General features: G+C 38.9%; 24 protein-coding genes. 2 read left to right on the forward strand and 22 right to left on the reverse strand.

Going from position 1 to position 21,266, the window contains the following annotated elements:
- Positions 1–7: 7 nt before the first annotated feature.
- The 5 genes from EAL49_RS06380 to EAL49_RS06400 form a co-directional block, all read right to left on the reverse strand.
- Positions 8–1,246, reverse strand: a complete 1,239-nt coding sequence (locus EAL49_RS06380) for a beta-ketoacyl-ACP synthase II (protein WP_038418418.1) — start codon at positions 1,244–1,246, stop codon at positions 8–10.
- Between the two features lie 104 nt (positions 1,247–1,350).
- The gene (acpP, locus tag EAL49_RS06385; protein ID WP_001163091.1) at positions 1,351–1,587 is read right to left on the reverse strand and encodes an acyl carrier protein; all 237 of its coding nucleotides are present in this window, start codon (positions 1,585–1,587) and stop codon (positions 1,351–1,353) included.
- A gap of 230 nt (positions 1,588–1,817) precedes the next feature.
- The gene (gene fabG / locus EAL49_RS06390) at positions 1,818–2,561 is read right to left on the reverse strand and encodes a 3-oxoacyl-ACP reductase FabG (protein ID WP_120829540.1); all 744 of its coding nucleotides are present in this window, start codon (positions 2,559–2,561) and stop codon (positions 1,818–1,820) included.
- A gap of 38 nt (positions 2,562–2,599) precedes the next feature.
- The gene (rpsU, locus tag EAL49_RS06395) at positions 2,600–2,812 is read right to left on the reverse strand and encodes a 30S ribosomal protein S21 (protein WP_001117778.1); all 213 of its coding nucleotides are present in this window, start codon (positions 2,810–2,812) and stop codon (positions 2,600–2,602) included.
- A gap of 100 nt (positions 2,813–2,912) precedes the next feature.
- Positions 2,913–4,163: a hypothetical protein gene (locus EAL49_RS06400; RefSeq protein WP_120829541.1), complete on the reverse strand. Its 1,251-nt coding sequence runs from the start codon at positions 4,161–4,163 to the stop codon at positions 2,913–2,915.
- 171 nt (positions 4,164–4,334) lie between these two features.
- Here EAL49_RS06400 and EAL49_RS06405 point away from each other — a divergent pair, with 171 nt between their 5' ends.
- Positions 4,335–4,580 carry a ribbon-helix-helix domain-containing protein gene (locus EAL49_RS06405; RefSeq protein ID WP_120829542.1) on the forward strand — a complete coding sequence of 82 codons (246 nt, stop codon included), beginning with the start codon at positions 4,335–4,337 and terminating at the stop codon, positions 4,578–4,580.
- 22 nt (positions 4,581–4,602) lie between these two features.
- Here EAL49_RS06405 and EAL49_RS06410 read toward each other — a convergent pair whose 3' ends face one another.
- Together EAL49_RS06410 and dapF are read right to left on the reverse strand one after the other, a co-directional pair.
- Complete coding sequence (locus EAL49_RS06410; RefSeq protein WP_001148292.1) at positions 4,603–5,250, reverse strand: YkgB family protein; 648 nt, start codon at positions 5,248–5,250, stop codon at positions 4,603–4,605.
- 112 nt (positions 5,251–5,362) lie between these two features.
- Positions 5,363–6,181, reverse strand: coding sequence for a diaminopimelate epimerase (dapF, locus tag EAL49_RS06415; protein WP_038417488.1), 819 nt, complete (start codon positions 6,179–6,181; stop codon positions 5,363–5,365).
- Positions 6,182–6,295: 114 nt separating this feature from the next.
- Here dapF and EAL49_RS06420 point away from each other — a divergent pair, with 114 nt between their 5' ends.
- Positions 6,296–7,339 (forward strand): AI-2E family transporter, encoded by a 1,044-nt coding sequence (locus EAL49_RS06420; RefSeq protein WP_120829543.1) that lies wholly within the window; start codon positions 6,296–6,298, stop codon positions 7,337–7,339.
- 390 nt (positions 7,340–7,729) lie between these two features.
- Here EAL49_RS06420 and EAL49_RS06425 read toward each other — a convergent pair whose 3' ends face one another.
- From EAL49_RS06425 to EAL49_RS06495, 15 genes are all read right to left on the reverse strand, one after another.
- Positions 7,730–8,602 (reverse strand): radical SAM/SPASM domain-containing protein, encoded by an 873-nt coding sequence (locus tag EAL49_RS06425; protein ID WP_038417490.1) that lies wholly within the window; start codon positions 8,600–8,602, stop codon positions 7,730–7,732.
- Between the two features lie 38 nt (positions 8,603–8,640).
- Positions 8,641–9,741: a redox-regulated ATPase YchF gene (ychF, locus tag EAL49_RS06430; protein ID WP_038417491.1), complete on the reverse strand. Its 1,101-nt coding sequence runs from the start codon at positions 9,739–9,741 to the stop codon at positions 8,641–8,643.
- A gap of 1 nt (position 9,742) precedes the next feature.
- A complete protein-coding gene (locus EAL49_RS06435) occupies positions 9,743–11,233 on the reverse strand; it encodes a leucyl aminopeptidase (RefSeq protein WP_120829544.1) in 1,491 nt (496 codons plus the stop codon).
- A 47-nt stretch (positions 11,234–11,280) separates the two neighbouring features.
- Positions 11,281–11,859, reverse strand: coding sequence for a DedA family protein (locus EAL49_RS06440; RefSeq protein ID WP_000393406.1), 579 nt, complete (start codon positions 11,857–11,859; stop codon positions 11,281–11,283).
- A gap of 14 nt (positions 11,860–11,873) precedes the next feature.
- Positions 11,874–12,413 carry an adenine phosphoribosyltransferase gene (gene apt, locus EAL49_RS06445; RefSeq protein WP_001006130.1) on the reverse strand — a complete coding sequence of 180 codons (540 nt, stop codon included), beginning with the start codon at positions 12,411–12,413 and terminating at the stop codon, positions 11,874–11,876.
- Between the two features lie 57 nt (positions 12,414–12,470).
- The gene (locus EAL49_RS06450; protein ID WP_000495094.1) at positions 12,471–12,803 is read right to left on the reverse strand and encodes a hypothetical protein; all 333 of its coding nucleotides are present in this window, start codon (positions 12,801–12,803) and stop codon (positions 12,471–12,473) included.
- 44 nt (positions 12,804–12,847) lie between these two features.
- The gene (rpiB, locus tag EAL49_RS06455) at positions 12,848–13,309 is read right to left on the reverse strand and encodes a ribose 5-phosphate isomerase B (protein WP_001039809.1); all 462 of its coding nucleotides are present in this window, start codon (positions 13,307–13,309) and stop codon (positions 12,848–12,850) included.
- 20 nt (positions 13,310–13,329) lie between these two features.
- Complete coding sequence (locus EAL49_RS06460; RefSeq protein WP_120829545.1) at positions 13,330–14,028, reverse strand: site-2 protease family protein; 699 nt, start codon at positions 14,026–14,028, stop codon at positions 13,330–13,332.
- A gap of 8 nt (positions 14,029–14,036) precedes the next feature.
- Positions 14,037–14,909, reverse strand: coding sequence for a signal peptidase I (gene lepB, locus EAL49_RS06465; protein ID WP_050852522.1), 873 nt, complete (start codon positions 14,907–14,909; stop codon positions 14,037–14,039).
- Positions 14,910–15,782 (reverse strand): bifunctional methylenetetrahydrofolate dehydrogenase/methenyltetrahydrofolate cyclohydrolase FolD, encoded by an 873-nt coding sequence (gene folD, locus EAL49_RS06470; RefSeq protein ID WP_162973126.1) that lies wholly within the window; start codon positions 15,780–15,782, stop codon positions 14,910–14,912. It lies immediately after the preceding gene.
- A gap of 78 nt (positions 15,783–15,860) precedes the next feature.
- Entirely contained in the window at positions 15,861–17,906 is a 2,046-nt protein-coding gene (locus EAL49_RS06475) for an LTA synthase family protein (RefSeq protein WP_120829547.1), read from the reverse strand.
- Between the two features lie 5 nt (positions 17,907–17,911).
- The gene (locus EAL49_RS06480) at positions 17,912–18,466 is read right to left on the reverse strand and encodes a 3-deoxy-d-manno-octulosonic acid hydrolase subunit 1 (protein WP_120829548.1); all 555 of its coding nucleotides are present in this window, start codon (positions 18,464–18,466) and stop codon (positions 17,912–17,914) included.
- A 6-nt stretch (positions 18,467–18,472) separates the two neighbouring features.
- On the reverse strand, positions 18,473–19,591 hold the full coding sequence (locus EAL49_RS06485) for a 3-deoxy-d-manno-octulosonic acid hydrolase subunit 2 (RefSeq protein WP_120829549.1): 1,119 nt from the start codon (positions 19,589–19,591) through the stop codon (positions 18,473–18,475).
- Positions 19,567–20,586 carry a dihydroorotase gene (gene pyrC, locus EAL49_RS06490; protein ID WP_120829550.1) on the reverse strand — a complete coding sequence of 340 codons (1,020 nt, stop codon included), beginning with the start codon at positions 20,584–20,586 and terminating at the stop codon, positions 19,567–19,569. The genes EAL49_RS06485 and pyrC overlap by 25 nt, the downstream gene beginning before the upstream one ends.
- 9 nt (positions 20,587–20,595) lie before the next feature.
- On the reverse strand, positions 20,596–21,266 hold a 671-nt coding region (locus tag EAL49_RS06495), incomplete at its 5' end, for an energy transducer TonB (protein WP_162973127.1).

The raw sequence follows: 21,266 nt of genomic DNA on the forward strand, positions 1-21,266 counted from the left end.
TGTAAAACTAGGCTTTTTTGAAAATCACAACACCATTAGTGCCACCAAAACCAAATGAGTTGCTCATCACTGCATTTACTTGTTTTTCTCTGGCCGTATTAGGGATATAATCCAAATCGCATTCTGGATCAGGCGTTTCTTGATTGATAGTAGGAGGTAAGATCCCTTGATTCATGGCCATGATAGAAATAACGGCTTCTAACGCACCCGCAGCGCCTAAACAATGCCCAATCTGCCCTTTAGTGGAGCTAACGGGAGGGACTTTTTCTTTAGAGCCAAACACATTTTTTAGAGCGATGCTTTCATACCAATCGTTATAATGCGTGCTAGTCCCATGAGCGTTCACATAGCCTACTTCCACTTTCGCCATTTCTAAAGCCATTTTCATGGCTCTAAAAGCCCCTTCGCCCTCAGGGGCTGGGGCTGTGATGTGGTTAGCATCGCCGCTCTCGCCATACCCGGCAAATTCTGCATAAATTTTCGCCCCTCTTTTTTTCGCGCTCTCGTATTCTTCAAGCACCAAAGCCCCAGCGCCTTCGCCCATCACAAAACCATTGCGATTTTTATCAAAAGGTCTTGAAGCTTTTTTAGGCTCATCATTCCTTGTAGAAAGGGCTTTAATGCTCGCAAATCCGCCAATCCCTACAGGACAAATGGTGGATTCCGCTCCCACGACTAGCATTTTATCAGCCCCATTAAGCAGAATGGTTTTAACCGCTTCAATAATGGCATGAGTGCCTGCTGCACAAGCCGTTACGCTAGAGAGGTTAGGCCCTTTAATGCCAAACTCAATGGAAGTGAAACCTCCAATCATATTCACTAACGCAGAAGTGATAAAAAAGGGATTGACTTTTCTAGGGCCTTTTTCAAAACAAAAAATGGAATTCGCTTCAATATTCCCTAATCCGCCAATTCCAGAGCCAGAGCTTACGCCCATGCGGTTTGCCAATTCTTCAGGGCATCTATTGTGAGCGTCTAAAATCCCACTATCTTTCATCGCCTCTCTTGTGGCTTTCAAGGCTAATTGAATGAAACGACCCGCCTTTTTAACATCTTTGGGATTCATCACCTCTGTAGGGTCAAAGTCAGTGATTTCTCCAGCAATACGCACAGGAAACGCGCTCGCATCAAAACTTTCTATGTGTTTGATACCGCATTCTCCCTTAGCGATCGCTAAAAAAGAATCTTCTTTATTTAAACCTAGCGAATTGATCATTCCCATTCCAGTTACTACAATCCGACGCACCAATAGCTCCTCATTTCAAAAACTTTCATTCAATAAAACTAGATTTTTAGCTAAAGCTAAATTTTTGACTAAAACCTGGAGACAAACGCTCCAAGTTAAAAAGATTAAGCTAGTTTATTATCCTCAATATACTTCACCACATCGCCCACATTGACGATTTTTTCCGCTTGCTCATCAGGAATCTCAATGCCAAACTTTTCTTCTAACGCCATGATTAATTCCACGACATCTAAAGAGTCCGCACCCAAATCCTTCACAAATTCCGCCTCTGGCGTAACTTGCGCCGCATCCACATTCAACTGCTCAGCAATAACTGCCTGAATATCTTCAAATAAAGCCATAATTAAAACTCCCTTGTTTTGTAAAAATTAAATCAACCATTCATTGAAGCGTTTATTTTTGCTCCAAAACATCTAAAATCCTATACAACAAATAAATTACAATGAGAAACAATATTAAGTAAATAATCCCCATTTGATAATAACCTCTTTGTTTTAGAATAACCTCATAATGTTAGCATGATTTTTGCTACTTACAAACTTTTATCGCTAAAAGAACCCTTTGTTTAGGACTACATATAAAGCCCGCCATTGACTTTGAGAGTCTCTCCAGTGATGTAACTAGAGTGATCGCTCAAAAGAAACGCTACCGCTTCTGCCACTTCTTTAGCAGACCCTAGCCTGTTTAAAGGAATGTTTTTAACATAATCCGCTTTGAGTTCGTCTTTCAAAGTGGCGTTCATGTCGGTTTCTATAAAGCCTGGCGTTACACAGTTGAAACGAATATTCCTTAAAGCTCCCTCATAAGCAAAGGACTTGCTCATCGCAATCATCCCCCCCTTACTCGCTGAGTAGTTTGTCTGCCCCATATTGCCTCTTTCACCAATGATAGAAGCGACATTAACCACGCTCCCAAAACGACTCTTACTCATCACCTTTAAAGCCTCTCTGCAACCTATAAAAGCTGAAGTAAGGTTATTTTCTATGACATGGTGAAAATCTTCTGTTTTCATTTTGATCGCTAATTTATCGCGTACCACACCGGCGTTATTCACCAAGTAAGACAAACCCCCATCGCTTTGGACAATGGTTTGTATCGCTTCAACAAAATCGCTTTCAGAAGCCGCATCAAATTTAATGACAGCCGCTTTATAGCCTTTTTCTTCAAGCTCATTTTTCAAAGCGTCAGCCACTTCAGCATTGCTGCGGTAATTGATCCAAACTTTCAGCCCCATAGAAGCGAGAGTTTTAGCGATTTCAGCCCCAATGCCTTTAGAAGCCCCGGTAATGAGAACATTTTTCCCTGTGAATTGCATTATTCAATAATCCTTAAATTTTAAATTCGTTCAAGTTCTTATAGTCTTGATTCATAACGCCTTAACATATAAAGACGCTTTAAGACTTTCTTTTTAGCACTGATTTTTTGTTTTTTGCGTTTTTCAGTTTTAGACTCAAAGAACCTTCTAGCGCGGCATTCTGTTACCACCAAATTGCGATCGGTTTGCTTTTTGAATCTCCTATAAGCTTCATCAAACGCATCGCCTTCTCTAACCTTAATCCCTGGCATACTGCTATCACCTCTTTTCCATAGCTTAAAATCATTGCTTAACAATGGCTACAAATGAAACAGCATTATATAAGACGAATTAACTGGTTGTCAAGAATTTTCACTTTTTTCTAGCAATTTTGTTAATAAGGTTATAAGGATCAAAGGCGACCGTCATATACACTTGGTAAGATTCTGACCAAGGCAAGCTCCTATCAAAGCCCCCACGCATCGCATTAAGCACGAAGTTGATCCGAACAGACGCAAAGTCGTTTTTCCAATTGTAATAAAAATCAAAACGATTGTATAAATTAGCTTGAAAGAATGGCACGCCACGATAAATGGGCGTGGGGCAATAAGAGGGCGTGCAATACATTTCAACATACTGGTATTGGTTATAAAAAGGCATTTCTGGGGTCTTGGCGAAGAAAAATAAATTGTGGATGCCAAAGCCTTTGTATTGGATCTCCACATCCAATTGCCCGCCCACGCTATTCATAAAAGGCACATTGTTGTGGATTTGCCTTAATCGGCTTGATTCAGAAACCATGCCAAAACTGGCGTTGAGCTTTTCCATAAAGGGGGCGATGTCTAAAAGGCTTGTCCCTATGTAAGCGTTAAAGTAGAGGCGATCCATAAGATAAATATTATTATTGTCAATCGCCTTTTTTTCATTAAATTTCATGCCATCAGCCCCATTCAAAAGGTATTTGTCTTCGTTGTGGAACAAGACAAAATACCCTCCAATACCCAATAAATCCTTAAAGAAATTATAAGCGACAGAGCCGTTCATTTGAAACCTATCCATTGCGTTCCCATAGGGGTTTCTCCCGAATTTACAAGTGTTGTAACAATTGCCTCCAAACCAATCTAGCATAAACTCCGCATGCCCATAATAGGGTTTTGAAGGCGAATAATGGTTTTGAAATTGCAATAAAAACCCTCTAGCGTTGGGGTCTATAAACCAATAATAAGGGGCAAAAATATTCAAACCATACCTTCCTAAGAGATTTTTTCTAGGGAAAATCCCTCCATAAAAAGTAAAACGCTTTCCCCTAGCCTTATAATACATAGTAGGCCCCCAACGGTAGGGAAAATTAGTGCTGTAGTTATGGAAGTTTTGAAAGAAATACGCCCCCACAGTCAAGCTTTGCTCCACACCTCTTGTATAAAATTGGATCCCAAAATTTGGAGTCAAACGGGTTTTAAGATTGGTGTTAGTATTGACCCAATAAGGCGTTGAGCCTTCATGGTCCATGATGAACATATTGAAACCCAGATTGTATTTAAAAATATTCCAATCAAAAGCGTAAGAATTAACCGCTAACAAACAGACTAAAAAAGAATGTTTTAAAAAGGTGTTTATTGCCACTTGTTACCCCTATGTCATCATTTTTTTGATAAAAAAGCTTATCTTGTAACAAATGGGTATTCTAGCACATCTAAAAATATTTTTCTTTAGATTTAATATAAAATGGCGTTTATTTCATGTTAGAATAGCCACTATGATGTTACAACATACTAACTAAAAAAGGAAATTTTAATGGAATTAGGAAATAAAAATATAAAACCCGGTCGCAAGCGTGTCGCTGTAGATGAGCTGAAACGCAATTTTTCAGTTACTTTTTATCTCTCCAGAGAAGAGCATGATGTTTTAAGACGACTAGCTGATGAAGAAGTAGAAAGCGTCAATTCCTTTGTCAAACGCCACATTTTAAAAACAATCATTTATAAAAAAGGCGCTAACCAAGATCTTTCTATTAATTGTGATTCTTCTAGTAGGCTTTAAGCCTACTTTAAGGTATCAGCTCTTAAGAGCAACACCCACTAGAGCATTTAGTCTTAATCCCTACCGATGAGCGATCCATCAAGCAAAACCCTTTCCCCTCCAAATAGCGTTTCGCATCAAATCCCGCCACAAACAAGCCTCCAGCAAATAACGCCAAGTCTTTAACCACTAGCCTTCCAGCCCCAGAAAGCCATGGGAAATGCTGATTGACAAACACTTCTGGCGTTGTGAATAAAAAAGATAGAGTCGTGATCGTCATTCCAGCGACAAGCAAGCCCCCAATCACGCCCATTAAAGGCATCCAAAGCCCTAAAAGCACCAAAATACCTAGGATCATAATCGTGATCCCTAAAGCTTCAGCCACTAAATAAGTGCGGTTTTCTTTATGCCATTCTTTGTTTTCAACGATTTTAGGGTCATCTTGCATTTCTTCTTGCATAGACTGGGATTCAGACATTTTGTGTTGTTTGTATGCGGGTTTTTCAAATTTATACATGAAAGAAAAGAAAGGGGAATTAGCCACAAAAGGAGCGATCCCTTCAGCTTCATACGGCACAAACTTAAGCCCTCCAATCCAAATAAAAATGATGAAAATAGCTATATGCATCAAATAGCCGCCTAAATTTTGAAGTTTTGTAATCACTTCAAGCAATGATTTTAACGCTTGCATGGTTTTATTCCTTTAGGATATTTTTTATATTGCTAAAAACAACTCGCAAATGATAGCGCATTATGTTTAATTACAATAAAATCATTTTGATTACTACTATAAGAAATAATGATCAAAAACACCCATTTTCAAAAACACTGCCCAAAACGCTCATGCCAATATAACGCACCGCGCCCTTATAAAAAATCCCATCATTTTTTAAAGAAAGCTCTAAAGATTCGTTGCTTTTAGGGATGAGAGTGGCTTTTTTAGGCGTGTTATAAAAAATGCACGCGGCGATAAAAACCGCTGCCATGCCTGTCCCGCAAGCTAGCGTGAAATCTTCAACCCCTCTTTCATAAGTTTGTAAAAAAATCGTCTCTTTATTTTCTATAAAAGCGATGTTAATATTAGCGTTAAATTCATGCCTTAAAGCCCTTAATTCCAGTGTGTTAAGAGAATTTAATAACCTTTTATTTTTCACAAATCCCACTAAATGCGGCACTCCTGTATCTATGAGGTAGAAAGTAGGGATATTTTCTAAAACGCTGTCGCTAGTAAAAAATTTTTTGCATTTTAAGGCGGGTATGGTGTCTAGGATTTTGTAGTTACCGAGATTGCTCTCTATGATATTGGGTTCTTCTATGCGAATAGAAATCTCTCTTTTCCCGGCTAAAAAAACATGCTCTTTAGGGGCTATAGCATGTTGGTAGGCAAATAACCCCACGCAACGGCTCGCATTCCCGCACATGCCAGCTTTAGAGCCGTCTGAATTGTAAAAATCCCATTCGTAGTCATAATCCTTACTTGGTAAGACGACTACAAGCCCATCAGCCCCAAAACCCTCATGCCTATGGCACACCTGTTTGGCTAAATTGGAAAAATCTTTTTTTTTAAAACTTTGCGTGATTAAAAAATCATTCCCGCTCCCTGAATATTTGTAAAACACCATCTGTAAAAGCCTTTTTGATTTTAATTATAAGTTAAAAGAGGTTTTTTATCCTTAAAAGAGCGTTTTTTAGCTAACATTTGATAATTTTTGGTTCAGTTTAATAGGGATAATTTCATGAAAGCTCAGTATTTCTTTTGGATTCTTTTTTTGATTGGTTTTTATTGGATGATCTATCTGTATCAAGATTTTTTAATGGATGCATTGATCGCTGGGCTTTTGTGCGTGGGATTTTTTCAAGTGAAAGTTTTTTTAGATAAGCGCTTTTTCAATATTGTCAGTTCGTTTTTATGCGTTTTAATTTTAGCGAGCGTTTTGATCGTGCCGTTGTATTTTATTGTTTATAAAAGTTCTAATATTATTTTTGAAATCAATTTTGAAAAATTTTCAGCCCTAATCAAATGGCTTAAGGGGACAATCACCGAAAATTTGTCGCATTTTCCTGCCATTCATGATGGGGTGAGCAAGTTTTTAGAAAATTTTAGCGCCGCTTCCATCACGGGTTATTTGTTGAAAATAAGCAGCTATGTGGGAAGATACAGCTTGAAACTCATTACAGACGCTTTGTTTATCTTGGGGCTGTTGTTTTTCTTTTTTTATTATGGGGAGAGATTTTATCGTTATTTTTTAGGGGTCTTGCCTCTTGGAATGAATCAAAGCAAAAAGATTTTTGAAGAAGTGGCTGGGATTTTACGCATCGTGCTTTTAACTTCCCTCATCACGGTTATTTTAGAGGGCGTGGCGTTTGGGGTGATGATCGTATGGTTTGGGCATGACGGCTGGTCTTTAGGGATTTTATACGGCCTAGCGTCTTTGGTGCCGGCTGTTGGGGGGGCTTTGATTTGGATCCCTATAGCGATTTATGAGCTTTATCATGGGAATGTGAATGAGGCGATATTTATCGCTTTGTATTCCATTTTATTGATTAGCGTGCTGATTGATAGCGTGATCAAGCCAATTTTAATCGTCTTTATCAAAAAAAGAATCTTTAAAACCACCCTTAAAATCAATGAAATGCTGATTTTCTTTTCTATGATTGCTGGGATTTCACAATTTGGTTTTTGGGGGATTATTGTAGGGCCTACTATCACGGCGTTTTTTATTGCGTTACTGCGATTGTATGAAAATTACTTTATCCAAAACGATCAAAAAGCATGCTAGTGTTGAATGAAATAACGCAAAACAACTAAAAAGCGTGGAAATCAAAGAGTGGGGTCAATTAGTGTTTTTGAATGGCATCAAGAGAAGCCCACGATTTTTCCGACCCCGCAAGCTATTACAAAAGAAAAGGACCTTAATTCTTTAAGCTCTCTTGCTCATCCTACCATATTAACCTTTAAATTTTTGACAATTCTATCGGTACCAACCCAAACATAAAAGATAAGAATATAAAGAGTAAAAGCTTTTAATCGCTGTTCATTACTGAAGCGAACTAAACGCCATTACAATTGCAAAACCAATGACTAATGAGCTATTGAAAGGATTACAAAATGCACTAAAAATAACAGCCTTTTCAAGGAATAAGCAGGGCTAATCCCTAATGGAGTGGTTTCATTTTTTATAGCGGATCAAAGGGTAGGAGCAGTTTTGGCATAAAAGTTCTAGTGCTTCGCCCTTTAAAAAATGGGTTTTGATAGCCATAGCTTTTTGGCTGTTTAAAATATCTTTTAGGGGCATATGGTTTAAATCGCCAAGGTTGATATTAGCTTGCGTGTCCATGCAGCACGGCACGACAACGCCATTAGATAAAATAGCGATTTGCTTGATCAAGCCGTAACAATAGGGGATTTTTGATTCTTGGTTTAAAGGATTTGGAGCGTTCAAATTCGGCCATTTAAAGGTCTTTTGGATATTCAAAAAACTTTTTTTAAACAGACGAGCGCGGCCTTGCGATTTTAGAGTCTCTAAAGAAACGCATTCAAAGCTTTCTAAAAAAGGCTTGATCAAATTCTGGTGTTTTTCAAGGGTGCTGTCTTGAATGCGTAAATTCAAAAACACTTCGCTATTTTTTTCACATTTGTAGCGGCAAAATTCTAAAATTTTTTGGATGTAGCGGTGCTGGTTGAGTTTATTGTGATGGTCTAGCCCTGCGTCTAAAGAAATAGAAATTTGATAGATTGCATCTTGTAGGAGTGTTTCAAAATCGTGCAAATACACCCCGCTAGTTACCAAATCCACTTTCAAAGAAAAGCGTTTAGCGACATTGAGATAGCGGTTTAAATTTTTGAGCTTGCAAGGATCACCTAAGACATGCAAGGTGATAATTGGGGTTAAGGGGGCCACTTCTTTGCAAACTTTTTCAAATAATTCTAAAGGCATCACGCCTCTGATATTTTTAGGGTTAGGGCAAAAACTGCATTGCAACCCGCAAATATCGCTTAATTCTATATAGATTTTTTTAAAAAGTTTCTTGTTGGGTGTCAATTCTTATGAAAAACTAGTAACGCTTGTTTGAAAAGACACTAGACATTGAAGCGAAAATGCAACACATCGCCATCTTGAACGATATAGTCCTTACCTTCAATGCGTAACGCTCCCTTTTCTTTCGCTCCGGCTTCGCCCTTATAAGCGATAAAATCATCATAACTGATGGTTTCAGCTCTGATAAAGCCTTTTTCAAAATCCTTATGGATCACCCCAGCAGCCACAGGCGCACTAGAGCCTTTTTTAATCGTCCATGATCGCACTTCCTTGACTCCAGCGGTAAAATAATTGATCAAGCCTAATTCCTTAAAACTCAAACGAATGGTTTTTTCTAGCCCGCTTTCTTCGACGCCTAAACTTTGCAAAAATTCTTTGACTTCATCTTCACTCATAGAAACCATTTCTTCTTCTAATTTAGCGCACAAGGCAACAAACTCGCTCTTTTGATCTTTGGCATAATTTTGGACTTTTTTGGCATGCTCATTGAGAGCGTTTAAATCTTCTTCGCCCACATTAGCGGCATAAATCATTTTTTTATGAGATAAAAAGCGCAATTCCTTGTCCAATTCTAAAAAAGCCTCGCTTGTATTCAGGGGGAAAGTTTTCGCCGGCTTTAATTCTTCTAAATGCGTTTTTAAACTCAAAGCGCATTCTAAAAGATTTTTAGCGTCTTTTGAGCTTTTTAAGGCTTTTTGCAAGCGATCGATCCTTTTGTCTAAAGTGGCAATATCCGCTAAAATCAACTCCAATTCAATGGTCTCTATATCATTCAAAGGATCAATTTTGTCGTTCACATGCGTGATATTGTCATCTTCAAAACAGCGCACCACTTGCAAGATCACTTCGCATTCCTTAATATTGGCTAAAAATTGATTGCCTAAACCCTCCCCCTTGCTCGCTCCCTTAATCAATCCGGCAATATCCACAAATTCCACCACAGAATGCAAAATGCGTTCAGGCTTTACGATTTGAGCCAACGCATCAAGCCGTCTATCAGGCACATTCACGATGGCTTTATTGGGTTCAATGGTGCAAAAAGGGTAATTCGCGCTTTGGGCGTTTTGGGTTTTAGTGAGCGCGTTAAAGGTGCTGGATTTGCCCACATTAGGCAAACCCACAATGCCTACAGACAAGCCCATTTCAAGCCTTTTTCAAAAGCTCTTCCACAAAAGCTGTGCAAGCCCTAACCCCAGCCCCACTCGCTCCAAAACTATTCACATCCCATTCTTTTTCCACATAAGCAGGGCCTGCAATGTCAATGTGCAGCCATTTGTCTTTAAATTCATCTCTAATAAATTCATTTAAAAACAAGCCCGCTGTGATCGCACCGCCATAGCGTGAAGAAGAAATATTGCACACATCAGCGATTTTAGATTCAATCAATTTCTTTAAATGGCGGTTAAAAGGGAGTTTGGCTAATAATTCGCCGGATTCTAACCCTGAAGTTTCAAAGAGATTTTTTAACTCTTCATTATGCCCCATGATCGCTGAAGTGAATTCGCCTAAGCCCACAACGCATGCCCCAGTAAGGGTCGCAAAATCCACGATCACATCAGGGCTTAAATCTTGAGCGTAGCTCAAACAATCCGCTAAAACCAAACGCCCTTCAGCGTCAGTATTACGAACTTCTATGCTCTTGCCTTCTTTGGAGATTAAAATATCATCTGGTTTATAGGCAGCCGGGCCTATCATGTTTTCTGTAGCCCCAATAATGCCATGCACTTCAGCTTCCACGCCTAGTTTGGCTAATGCGTTTAAAAGCCCAATCACCGCAGAGCCACCGCCTTTATCCGCCTTCATGGTAACCATGTAATCGGCCGGTTTCAAGCTCAAACCCCCACAATCATAAGTCAAGCCCTTACCCACTAAAGCGATTTTTTTCTTCGCTTTTTTAGGCTTATAGACTAAATGGATCAAGCGAGGAGGATTGATAGCAAGAGAGGCTTTATTGACCGCTAAAAAGGCGTTCATTTTCTTTTCTTCTAAAAATTTTTCATCATGAACATGGATTTCCAAATGGTTTTCTTTAGCCACTTTTTGCGCCACTTCAGCCATATAAACTGGGGTGCCAATCATAGGGGGGGTATTGACTAGATCTTTAACGATATTCAAGCTTTCTGTCATGATTTCAGCGTATTTTAAAGCTTCTTTAGCGCTCTTTTCTAAAGAATTCGTGCAAGTTTTTTCGCAAGGTTTGTGCAATTCTAAAGCGACAATGGCTTCTTTTAAAACGCTTTCTTTTTTGTTGGATTTAAAAGTGTCGTATTCATACAAGCCTAATTTTAAGCCCAAAAACAACGCTTTCAAATTTTCTAAAAGCACATTATCTTTAGAATGCGTCCCGCAAGTATAAACGCCCACTTTAACGCTTTTAAAAGCGAGTTTTTTAAGGGTGCGAACGGCTAAACACGCACTCTCTCTCAATAAATGCACATCATCTTCTTTAACGCCCGCATACAGGATTTTATTTTCTTGGTCTAAAAATACGCCTTCGCCTTCGTATTTAAAGGTTTCTAGCAATTCTTTATTTTTGACCCAAGCATGATCAAAATCCTTATTGACAATAAAAACTAAACTGCATTCAGCTTTTGCGTTTTCAAAAGTGGTTTTTTCTAATTTGATTTTTAACATAAAGTCTCCTTTTTTAATTTCATATCTTTCAAGAATTGTATTGCACTCTAGCGGTTTTTCTTACTATAGTATTGGAAATACCACAGCACTAACGCCAAGAAAGATACTAATAGTAATATTAGCGCATAAGGGTGTTTTTTAAGCCACCCTAACGCATGCAATAACTCTTCTCCTAAATACCACGCTAGAATAATGGTAATGCTTGCCCACACCATCGCGCTAATGAGGTTGATGATAGCGAATTTTAAAGCGCTATAACGCGTGAGGCCTATGCTAATGGGAATGATGGTGCGCATGCCATACATGTAGCGTTGGATAAAAATGATAAACCAGCCGTGTTTTTGCAACAATAAATGGGCTAGGGCTAGTTTTCGGCGTTGTTTTTCTAGCTTTTTTTGGATGTAAGCTTTATTGGTGCGCCCGATGTAAAAATAGATCTGATCCCCCACAAAGCCCCCAATCCCTGCGACTAAAATGGCTAACCCTAAATGCATATGACCGGTATAGCTGGCAATCCCTGCTAAAATCAACCCGATTTCGCCTTCTAAAATGCTCCACCCGAATAAAATGAGATACCCCCAAGTCGCTGCATGCTGATTCCACAAATCAATGATGTATTCTTCCAAAACTCACCCTTATCCTAGCACTCTAACAAACAAAAAGTCTTCACTCGCTCTTCTAAAAGTTGGATGCCCGGTAATTCTTTTAACCCTATCAAAAAGCATGCTTCTACGCATTCAGCTTGTAGGGCTTTGATAAGCTCAAGGCTCGCTAAAGCTGTGCCTCCAGTGGCTAATAAATCATCAATCAACACCACCCTTACCCCCTTAATTCCCCTAAAAGCGTCAGAGTGGATTTCTATGCTATCGCTCCCGTATTCTAGGCTGTAGCTTTGAGACAAGGTGTGCGCAGGGAGCTTGCCCTTTTTCCTCACAGGCACAAAACCCACCCCAAGCGCATAAGCTAAAGCAGAGCCTAAAATAAACCCCCTCGCTTCAATGCCCACGATAAAGTCTGTATTGAGAGCGAGATAGCGTTTTTTGAGCGCGTCAATGAGTTTGTTAAAGAGTTTAGGGTAGTTGAGTAGCGTGGTAATATCTTTGAATAAAATCCCTTTTTTAGGGTAGTCTTTCACTTCTCTGATGCTTTGTAAAAGTTCTTCTTTGAGCGTTTCATTCATTTTGATTTCCTTTAATATAACGGATTGGTTGTAGAATTTTGGTTTATTATAGCGTTTTTAAAGGAGAGCTTCTATTTTTTGCTCCAATTCTTTAATACGATTTTTATATTTATCCGATTCGCCTTTGTATTCAGAGTTGCGCTGTTTAAGGGCTTTTAATTCCGTTTTTAACGAGCTCATTTCTTGGGTAAGAATATCAATATTGCCTAAAGCCCTTTGGAGTTGCAACTGGTGTTTTTGGATCAAAATTTCAGCTTCTTGTAAGGTGAGCTTCATGGATGCGTTGGTGCGTTCTTGCCGTTTAGCCACGGTTTTAAAAAAGAAAGTGCGTACACCCATATAAAGGATAAAAACAATAGCGATAGTGAGAATAAACCATTGGGTAAACATTCTATTAAAATATCCTTTTAGCGAAACGATGTAATTATACTACATTAGGTTGATGATTTCAGCGATTCATCTAGTTTTTGGATGCGCAACACATGGCGGCCTTGTTCAAATTCTGTAGAGAAAAACGCTTCTAAAATGCTTTCTGTTACGCCAATACCGCTAATCTTTTCACCCAAGCACAAGACATTAGCGTTATTGTGCAAGCGAGTCATTTTAGCCATGTAAGCATCAAGGCACAAAGCGGCTCTAATACCCTTAAAGCGATTAGCGCCCATGCTCATGCCTATCCCTGTAGCACACACTAAAATGCCATAGCTTTGCGGATTTTCTAAGACCTTTTGGCACACTAATTTGGCGTAATCAGGGTAATCCACTCTCATAGTGGGTAAAAAAGCTTGGATCTTAAAATCCTTGTCTTCTAAAAAATGTTTAACAAATTCTGCAAGATGCAACCCTGCATGATCGCTTCCTATAAAAACTTGAGCAATATTCAAAGGCTTATTCATCAGCCCTCCTTGATAAAAGATTAAGAAAGGAGTAAGGAAAATAAAAATCTTGTGGGCGCATGGATAAAAAACTCCGATAAAGGGGGGATAAACAAAAAGACAAACGCTACCAACATGCCGTAGCGTTCCATTTTAGAAAACCATTCCAATAGAAACGCGCTTTTAAAATGCAACGCCAAAAAGCCTAACGCTTTGGAGCCGTCTAAAGGCGGGATAGGGAGGCTGTTGAAAACGCCTAAGACAAGATTATAAAGAATGCCTTGAATGAGAAAGGTTACTAAAGCGAGCTGATAAAGATTCAATTCATCAATGCTTAAAGCGTTGATCCCTAGTTTTTGGAAGCTCCAATGCGTGATGGAAGCGAGCAGAACGGCTAGGGTGAAATTATAAGCCACCCCGGCTAAACTCACCACTACGCATGCCAAAGAGCCTTTTTGAGAGACAATATAGCGCATATCCACAGGCACGGGTTTAGCCCACCCAAACAAAAAAGGGGCTTGAAAAATGAGTAATAAAGCCGGTAAAAGCACCGAACCCATCATGTCTAAATGCCTGATAGGGTTTAAACTCAAACGCTTAGCGTCTTTAGCACTCCTATCCCCAAATAAAAACGCGCTCAAGCCATGCATGATTTCATGCCCTATAATAGCGATTAAAAGGGCTAGGATTTTCATTAAGGTGGTAATAAAACTTTCTAAAGAGAAATCAAAAAATTGCACAAAAAACCTTAATGCGTTGCGTTTTCTTTTTTAATGATTTTTTCTAAGCCTTCAACGCTTTTAAACATGCGTTCCCAACGCACCAGATAGCGTTTTTTAGGGTTATTTTCTGCATCCATTTCCAGGCTATTTTTTAAACTCAAACTGAAATAAACAAACCAAGGCGAACCCACGATATTTTTATAAGCCACACTCCCCCAAAAGCGCGAGTCGCTAGAATTATCCCTGTTATCGCCGATCATGAAAAATTCATCGTTATTGATTTTCTTATAAAACACCTTTTCGCCCTCCATTTGAATGAGTTGCATGCTGATATTAGCTTCTGCGCCTTGAGTGGCTAACTGCTCCATTAAGTGGAAAGTTTCATTGTCTTTTTGGTAATGGATACCCGGATGCTTATTTTTATAAGGGTTTAAAACAAAAATTTTACCCATAAATTCTTTGGTCATGGCGTTAGGGTAATGTTTAGCGATGTAATTTTTGTTGTTGTCGCTCTCAAAAGGGTGCAAATAAAACCCCTCATTAGTGAATAACACCTCATCGCCCCCAATAGCAAAATTCCTTTTGACATAGTAAGATTTTTTTTCATGGGGAGGGATAAACACCACCACTTCGCCACGCTTAGGGCGATCCCCCTCTATCAAATGCCCGTTATTTTTAAAATCAGGCATAACAGGAAGCTCAATCCAAGGGATTTTAGGAATGGGTATGCCGTAAGAAAACTTTTTGACAAAGAGCATGTCGCCCTCATAGAGCGTGCCTACCATAGAGCGAGAGGGAATGATAAAGGCTTGCGCGATAAAAAAGATAACCAACAGCACAATAATGATCGTCCCTACCCAACTGGAGCAAAATGCATAAACAGAGCGTAAAAATTTCATTTAAAATCTCTTCCTTTGTTGTTTTTCAAAAGCGATTAGAGTGTTTTCTAAAAGCGAGACGATCGTCATAGGCCCCACGCCTTTAGGCACGGGGGTGATAAAACCGGCCACTTTTTGTGCATTTGTGAAATCCACATCGCCCACGATACGCCCATCATTCAAATGATTGATCCCAATATCCACCACTACAGCCCCTTTTTTTAACATGCTCGCTTTAATCAAATCAGGCTTACCCACGCCCACGCAGACAATATCAGCGTTTTGGGTGTAAAAACTAATGTCTTTAGTCAAAATATGGCACACGCTCACGCTAGCCCCAGCGTTTAACATGAGCATGCTTAAAGGTTTTCCAATGATATTGCTCGCCCCGATAATCGCCACATCCTTGCCCTTGATTCCAATATGATAATGCTCTAAAAGACGCATCACGCCCATAGGGGTGGCTGGCAGAAACGATTCTTTTTGGGTGCAGAGTTTGCCGATATTAAGGGGGTGGAAACCATCCACGTCTTTGTTTGGGTCAATGGCTTCTAAAATCATTTTAGTATCAATGTGTCTGGGCAAAGGGAGCTGGACTAAAACGCCTGAAATGTTTTGATCGGTATTGTAATCTTTAATCAAGGACAGCAATTCAGCTTCAGTAATATTTTCTTGGAGGGTTTTTAAATCAAAATCCATGCCCACCCTTTGGCATGCTTTGATCTTCATATTGACATAAGTGATACTCGCATGGTCTTTTCCCACTAAAATCACGGCTAGTTTGGGGCGTTTATGCGTTTGCACGGTTATTATTTGGATTTTATTTTTCAAATCTTTTTCTATATCATAAGCTAGCGCTTGCCCGTCTAATAAAACAACGCCCCTATTTGGCATGCCTATTTATCCTTTACCAATTAAAATCCTATTATTGTAGCAAAAATCATGCGTTTAATGGAATAAAAACCCAGTTTGTCAATCTTTAAGATTGGCCCCATGATAGAGCAAGTAATAACTGAGAGCTTTTAAGGATTCTAATTGCTGGTAAAACTTGGAAGCTTCTATTTTGTCGTTTTGTTTCTTGTCGTTTTGTTTATCCTTTGGCTCTTTAGGGCTTTCGTTCAAATACCTTAACCCCAAACTCGGGTTATAAAAATAATCTTTGGTAGCGATCGCTTCATAACCTAGCGCGTAATTGGGGTGGCTTGGAGGGTTTGTTGTATTGTTAGAAAATAAAGGCTTTCCAAAACTCACAAATTGAAAACCTTTAGGAGCGACTAATTCAACAATCGTAGGGGCGATGTCTAAATGCGATCCGACTTGACTGATTGTTTCAGGCTTTAAGGTAGGGGTGAACAAAATAAGCGGCACGGATTTGATTATATATAAATCGTTTTTAGCGTATTCATAGCTCCTGTCAAAATGATCCCCTGTGATGATAAAAAGCGAGTTAGGGAATTTTTGGCTAGCTTTTTTGATGAAATTGACTATCACTTTGTCATACCAGTAAATATGCCCTAAAGAATTAGCATCCGGTAGATTTTCTGATTTGGGGGTTTTTTCCACAAATTTTTGGATTTTTTCTAAAGGCACGCCAAAGGCTTTGAGATTCACATTTTTGATCGCATGATTGCTTAAAGTCATGACCATGCTAAAAGTTTTTTCATTGGGGTTGGTGTTTTCTAAAATATAGTCAAATAAAATATTATCATGCACTCCCCAATTGCTCTCTATGGGCTTAGGGTAGGGCTTATTTTTGGCAAATTCTAAGAGATGGTTATTGAAATAAAGGGCGTGAAAACCTTGTTTTTTGGTGAAACTGGTTAGTTTGTTCCAAATCCCGCTACCCCCATAATAAAAGTTGTTTTTATACCCCAGAGTTTTTGTGATATTGCCAATCGCCATAGGAAAGCTAGGGAGAATCACTCCTGAATTGACTAAATTATTATCATTGATATAAGGCAAGCCTGTGATCTGGACATCTAGGCTTTTAACGGTCCGTGGGGCGCCTTCAATAAAAGCAGAAAGCATGTGAGCATGTTCTTTTTTAACCAAGTCTTGTAAAGCGCTCGTTAGCCCTATGGAATCAAATTTTGGATCAAAATGCCATGAGCTTAAGGATTCTGAAACGATATAGAAAACATGTTGAATGGTTTGAAGAGAATCGTTGTGGCTTGTCTGAGTTAGCAATTCATAGAGGTTGTTTGAAGGGGTTTCTTTAAGATGGAAATAATTTTTCGCCACTTCTAAAGGCGTTTCTTTAGCAAAATCGCTGAATTTAAGGTTATGGCTTTGTCTGTAATTGCGCGCTAAAAGATAAAGGTTGCGAAACGCTCCGGGGGTAATTTTCATTAAAAAAGGATCTTTGGCTGGCTCTATGCTGAGATCTAAAGATGCGCCCACAAAGCTCAATTGCGCGTTAATGTAAAACATTTGCGTGAGGGAAAAAAGTGCAAATAAAATGAAAGTTTTAAGGGGTTTGGTGGCTTGATAAACATTTTTGGGTTTAAAAAGGGCGTTTTGGAGTTTGAAATAGATAAAAGAGGTTAAAACGCTAAGGATTATAAAGAGTGAAAAACTAGAAAAAATAGGGTATTCCCCACTCATTTTTAAAATCGTGAGCGTGTCTTCATGCAGAAATTCCAATAAATTTTCATCAAACACATTCCCATAAATGCCATAATAAACAATGTTTGCAATGTTTAAAAACAGGATAATAGCGATAGAAAAACACGCCATAATATTAAGCATTTTGGTTTGGTGTTTAGGGGCCAATAACCCTAATAACCCGATGATGATAAAAAGAATCGCCAAGCTTGAGACCACACGATTATCGTATCTGGCTCCATTGAATAGGGTTTTGATGATTTCATCAAAAATAGGGTTTTTTAAAGCATGCTTATAATAGCCAGTATAAAGGATAAAGCCGATACGATTAAACACAAACAACAAGCTCATAAAAAAGGTGAAATAAAAACCTTTTAAAAAGAGCGAAAAAAGGGCATGGGATAGGGATTTCATAAGCGTTAATACAACCTTTTTTTAACAAGAGATAAAGTCTTAAAAAAGACAAAAAGAAGCAAGGGGAAATCCAATAAAGAATCTAATATTTGAAAATGAGAACGCATCAAAAGCGAACTGGATAACGCTACTAAAGCGATCACACCTAGTAAAGGGCTGCTCAAAAACAAACTGCTACAAAAAAGCGTGCTAAAAATAAGAGAAGCCATGAAATGATGATAGATTGAAAAAGGCAAGAACCCTAAAATATCTGTCAAAAGCAACAGATTGAAAAACAGCATGACACTATAAGATTGCAAGGTTTCTAAAGGGGGCTTTTTGAGTATATGACAAGAAAAGCTTGCATACGCAAGGATCAAAAGACAGCTAAAAGGGCTTAAGGGAGCTGTAAAACTGCTTAAAAATTCATTGAGCGATAGGGAGTCTTTCAAAGCGATATTGCTTAAAATCACGCTTATCAAAGAGAGCGAAAACCTCAAACCCAATGGCTTATTTTTGAAAAAAAAGAAAATTAAAAAAAGCCATATAAAACTCAGCGTGTAAGAAGAATGTATAAACATGACTAATCACTTGAGAAGGGATTTTAAATAAGCCATATTAAAACGGATGTGTTTGATATGAGAGCGGTTATAGGTATAAACAATATCTATAAAATGAGGATTAAGACTATAGCTTGGGTAACTCACTTCATTGGCTTTGTCTAAAACTTTTAAAACTTTAAACGAGTTGGAGTTTTCTAATTTAGAAAGCCAAAGTTCTTTACGACGCAAAGATAAATCGCTAGGGTTGTGGATCAAATACAATTCTTCGTTTAAATTGATCAAATTCAAAGCGTCATTCAAGTTTTTCAAATTCGTAAGCATGGGTTTTTGCCAAGCGGTGGGGGTTTTACAGGTTTCTAGCATGAGGCTATCTTTAAAAGAATGGTTTCTAAACGCCATAATAGCGCAGTCTTTAAAGGGGGTTAGGCTTGGCTGGAGCTGGTGGTTTAGGGCATTAGGCTTTAAAAGCTCTCTTGGGTTATTTTGTTGGTCAAATTTCAACAACAAGGGGTATTGGGTGGCTAATTCGTGATAGAGTGGTAGCATAAATCCGCCATCAGTGGTGTTTAAAGGCTTATTTTTTATCAAATGGCTTAAGTTTAAAAAAGGGCTTAAAGAGAGTTTTCGCACAAACTTAAAACGAATCGGCTCTAAAGCGCTTTCAAGTTGATAGATTTTAGAAGTGGCCCACCCGCCCATGCTCACCCCTACGACAAACAACAAGATTTTATTATCATGCAAAAAAAGCAAGGGGTTACCTAATTTTTTGATGTATTCATGCGCGTTTTTGGAAAGCTCTTCTTTGGTTAAAAGAATGAAAGCTTCACCCCAACGATTGGATTTGCCATCAAAAAGATTCGCGCTGATTTTCACATCTTTTGCCCCTTCTTTAGTGCCGCTAAAATAAGCGCTCAAGAGATTGCCATTAGGTAGGCTGATTAGCGTGCTTGCATGTACGCTTAAAGCGTCATGGGGTTTAGGGATAGTGAGCTGAGCAAAATAGGGGGGGGTTTCAGTAACAAGGGCTTGATTGTGCATAAAAGCGTAGGGGGGGGTTTGGTGCGTCATTGCAATAAAAAATAAAACGACAAAAAGCCCCACAAAAAAAGCGGTATTTTTCAGGCGATTTCTTGAATGTTCCAAGATAGCGTTTCGCCCCCTCTTAAGATAGCAATTTTTTCATTCAAACAAAGCGTGTGTGTAGGGACTATAAAGGGTTTTTTAGACAGATGCACTTTTTTACTCGGCAAATTGTCTAGATTGTAGATTTTTTTAGCGTTATCGCTGATGAAGGCTTGCAAATTTTCTAAAGCGTTGTGTTTTTCAAAAAGTTCGCACAACGCAGGCAACAAAATAGGGGCAGAAAAGATGCCTGCCGGGATGTTAGCGCTATGCTTTTTAGAAATAACATGCGGGGCGCTATCAGAGCCAAAAGAGATTTTAGGGTGGGCGTTTAAAGCAAGGGATAAAAGTCTTTCTTGGTCTTTTTTGGTTTTGATTAAAGGCTTGCAAAAACAATGCGGGTTCAAACTCCCCCCTAGTAAATCATCTAAAGTCATGCTTATGTGGTGTAAGGTTAAAGTCGCATAGAGGTTGTCATGCTTTTCAATTAAAGCGATACTGCGCCAATCGCTCAAATGCTCTATAATGATTTTGAGTTTAGGGAATGAATGGGCGAAAGTTTCTAAAACGCTGTGGCATAAAAATTCTTTATCCAAACAAAACCCGGCTTGTTCGGCGTGGATGCATAAAATAAAGCCTAATTTTTGGGCGTTTTCTAAAATCTCTAAAGTCTTTTCACCCAATAAATCCGAAGTGCCGTTTTGCGCGTTTGTGGTCATGCCTTTAGGGTAGAGCTTTAAAAACCTAATGCCTTGGTGTTTAGCGATCTGTAATTTTTCTAAAGTCAAACCATCATTAAAATACAAACTCATTAAAGGTTTGAAGTGTGAAGAATTTTTTAAAATTTCTTCTTCATATTCAAGGGTGGTTGGAGCGTCAAGTAAGGGCTTACTGAGGTTAGGCATGATCACTGCGGCGCTAAAAGGCTCGCTAGAATATTTCAATACCGCTTGCAAAAGCATGCCCTCTCGCACATGCAAATGGGCGTCTATGGGGTCAAAAAGCGTGATTTCCATGCTATCTCCTTAATTGCCCCCTAAGAAATAACGCACTCTAATGCGGATTAAAGTCTTAGTTTTAGGGCGTGGGTAATCTTTATAAGCGATTTGAATGGTTTTTAAGGTGTTGTCATCAAGCATTTTATACTCAGAGCCAACAATGATTTTAAGATCGGTAATATCGCCATTAGGGTGCAAGTAAAATTCCACCGCATTCGTCCCGTCTTGCCCTAAATAAGCGGCTACTTGAGGGTATTCTAAATATTTTTGCGTGATGCGCCCAATATCCCTTAAATTATTCCTAATGAAATCTTTTTCGGCTGTGCCTAGATCCCCAAATTCTTCGCCATACAATTCATCAATATCCCTTCTGGTTTGGTTATCCAAGCCTTTATTATTTTCTTTTCTGGGTGGTGCAACTTCTTTAGGCAAGAAAGAAAGTTGGTTAGGGTCAAATTCTTTTTTAGCCGGTTTTTTCTCTTCCACTTTTTTATGCTCTACTTTTTGTTCCACCACCTTTTTCTCTTCTTTTTTCTCCTCTGCTACTTTTTTCTCTTCCACTTTTTCCACTTTTTTAAGCGCCTTGTGTTTGTGGTTGGGCTTTTTGGGTTCTGGTTTGGGTTTAGGCTTTGGCTCAGGTTTGGGTTTTTCTATAGGTTTGGGCGGAGTGGGGGGTGTTGGTGGAGTAGGGGGAGTAG

The organism is Helicobacter pylori (assembly GCF_003637665.1).
In the GTDB taxonomy this organism is placed as follows: domain Bacteria; phylum Campylobacterota; class Campylobacteria; order Campylobacterales; family Helicobacteraceae; genus Helicobacter; species Helicobacter pylori_CK.

What these genes read in the sequence shown, in the direction of transcription:
- acpP (WP_001163091.1), bottom strand. Translation starts at nt 1,587, where the DNA reads ATGGCTTTATTTGAAGATATTCAGGCAGTTATTGCTGAGCAGTTGAAT.
- fabG (WP_120829540.1), bottom strand. Translation starts at nt 2,561, where the DNA reads ATGCAATTCACAGGGAAAAATGTTCTCATTACCGGGGCTTCTAAAGGC.
- rpsU (WP_001117778.1), bottom strand. Translation starts at nt 2,812, where the DNA reads ATGCCAGGGATTAAGGTTAGAGAAGGCGATGCGTTTGATGAAGCTTAT.
- EAL49_RS06405 (WP_120829542.1), top strand. Translation starts at nt 4,335, where the DNA reads ATGGAATTAGGAAATAAAAATATAAAACCCGGTCGCAAGCGTGTCGCT.
- EAL49_RS06410 (WP_001148292.1), bottom strand. Translation starts at nt 5,250, where the DNA reads ATGCAAGCGTTAAAATCATTGCTTGAAGTGATTACAAAACTTCAAAAT.
- dapF (WP_038417488.1), bottom strand. Translation starts at nt 6,181, where the DNA reads ATGGTGTTTTACAAATATTCAGGGAGCGGGAATGATTTTTTAATCACG.
- EAL49_RS06420 (WP_120829543.1), top strand. Translation starts at nt 6,296, where the DNA reads ATGAAAGCTCAGTATTTCTTTTGGATTCTTTTTTTGATTGGTTTTTAT.
- ychF (WP_038417491.1), bottom strand. Translation starts at nt 9,741, where the DNA reads ATGGGCTTGTCTGTAGGCATTGTGGGTTTGCCTAATGTGGGCAAATCC.
- EAL49_RS06435 (WP_120829544.1), bottom strand. Translation starts at nt 11,233, where the DNA reads ATGTTAAAAATCAAATTAGAAAAAACCACTTTTGAAAACGCAAAAGCT.
- apt (WP_001006130.1), bottom strand. Translation starts at nt 12,413, where the DNA reads ATGAATGAAACGCTCAAAGAAGAACTTTTACAAAGCATCAGAGAAGTG.
- EAL49_RS06450 (WP_000495094.1), bottom strand. Translation starts at nt 12,803, where the DNA reads ATGTTTACCCAATGGTTTATTCTCACTATCGCTATTGTTTTTATCCTT.
- rpiB (WP_001039809.1), bottom strand. Translation starts at nt 13,309, where the DNA reads ATGAATAAGCCTTTGAATATTGCTCAAGTTTTTATAGGAAGCGATCAT.
- lepB (WP_050852522.1), bottom strand. Translation starts at nt 14,909, where the DNA reads ATGAAATTTTTACGCTCTGTTTATGCATTTTGCTCCAGTTGGGTAGGG.
- folD (WP_162973126.1), bottom strand. Translation starts at nt 15,782, where the DNA reads ATGCCAAATAGGGGCGTTGTTTTATTAGACGGGCAAGCGCTAGCTTAT.
- EAL49_RS06475 (WP_120829547.1), bottom strand. Translation starts at nt 17,906, where the DNA reads ATGAAATCCCTATCCCATGCCCTTTTTTCGCTCTTTTTAAAAGGTTTT.
- EAL49_RS06480 (WP_120829548.1), bottom strand. Translation starts at nt 18,466, where the DNA reads ATGTTTATACATTCTTCTTACACGCTGAGTTTTATATGGCTTTTTTTA.
- pyrC (WP_120829550.1), bottom strand. Translation starts at nt 20,586, where the DNA reads ATGGAAATCACGCTTTTTGACCCCATAGACGCCCATTTGCATGTGCGA.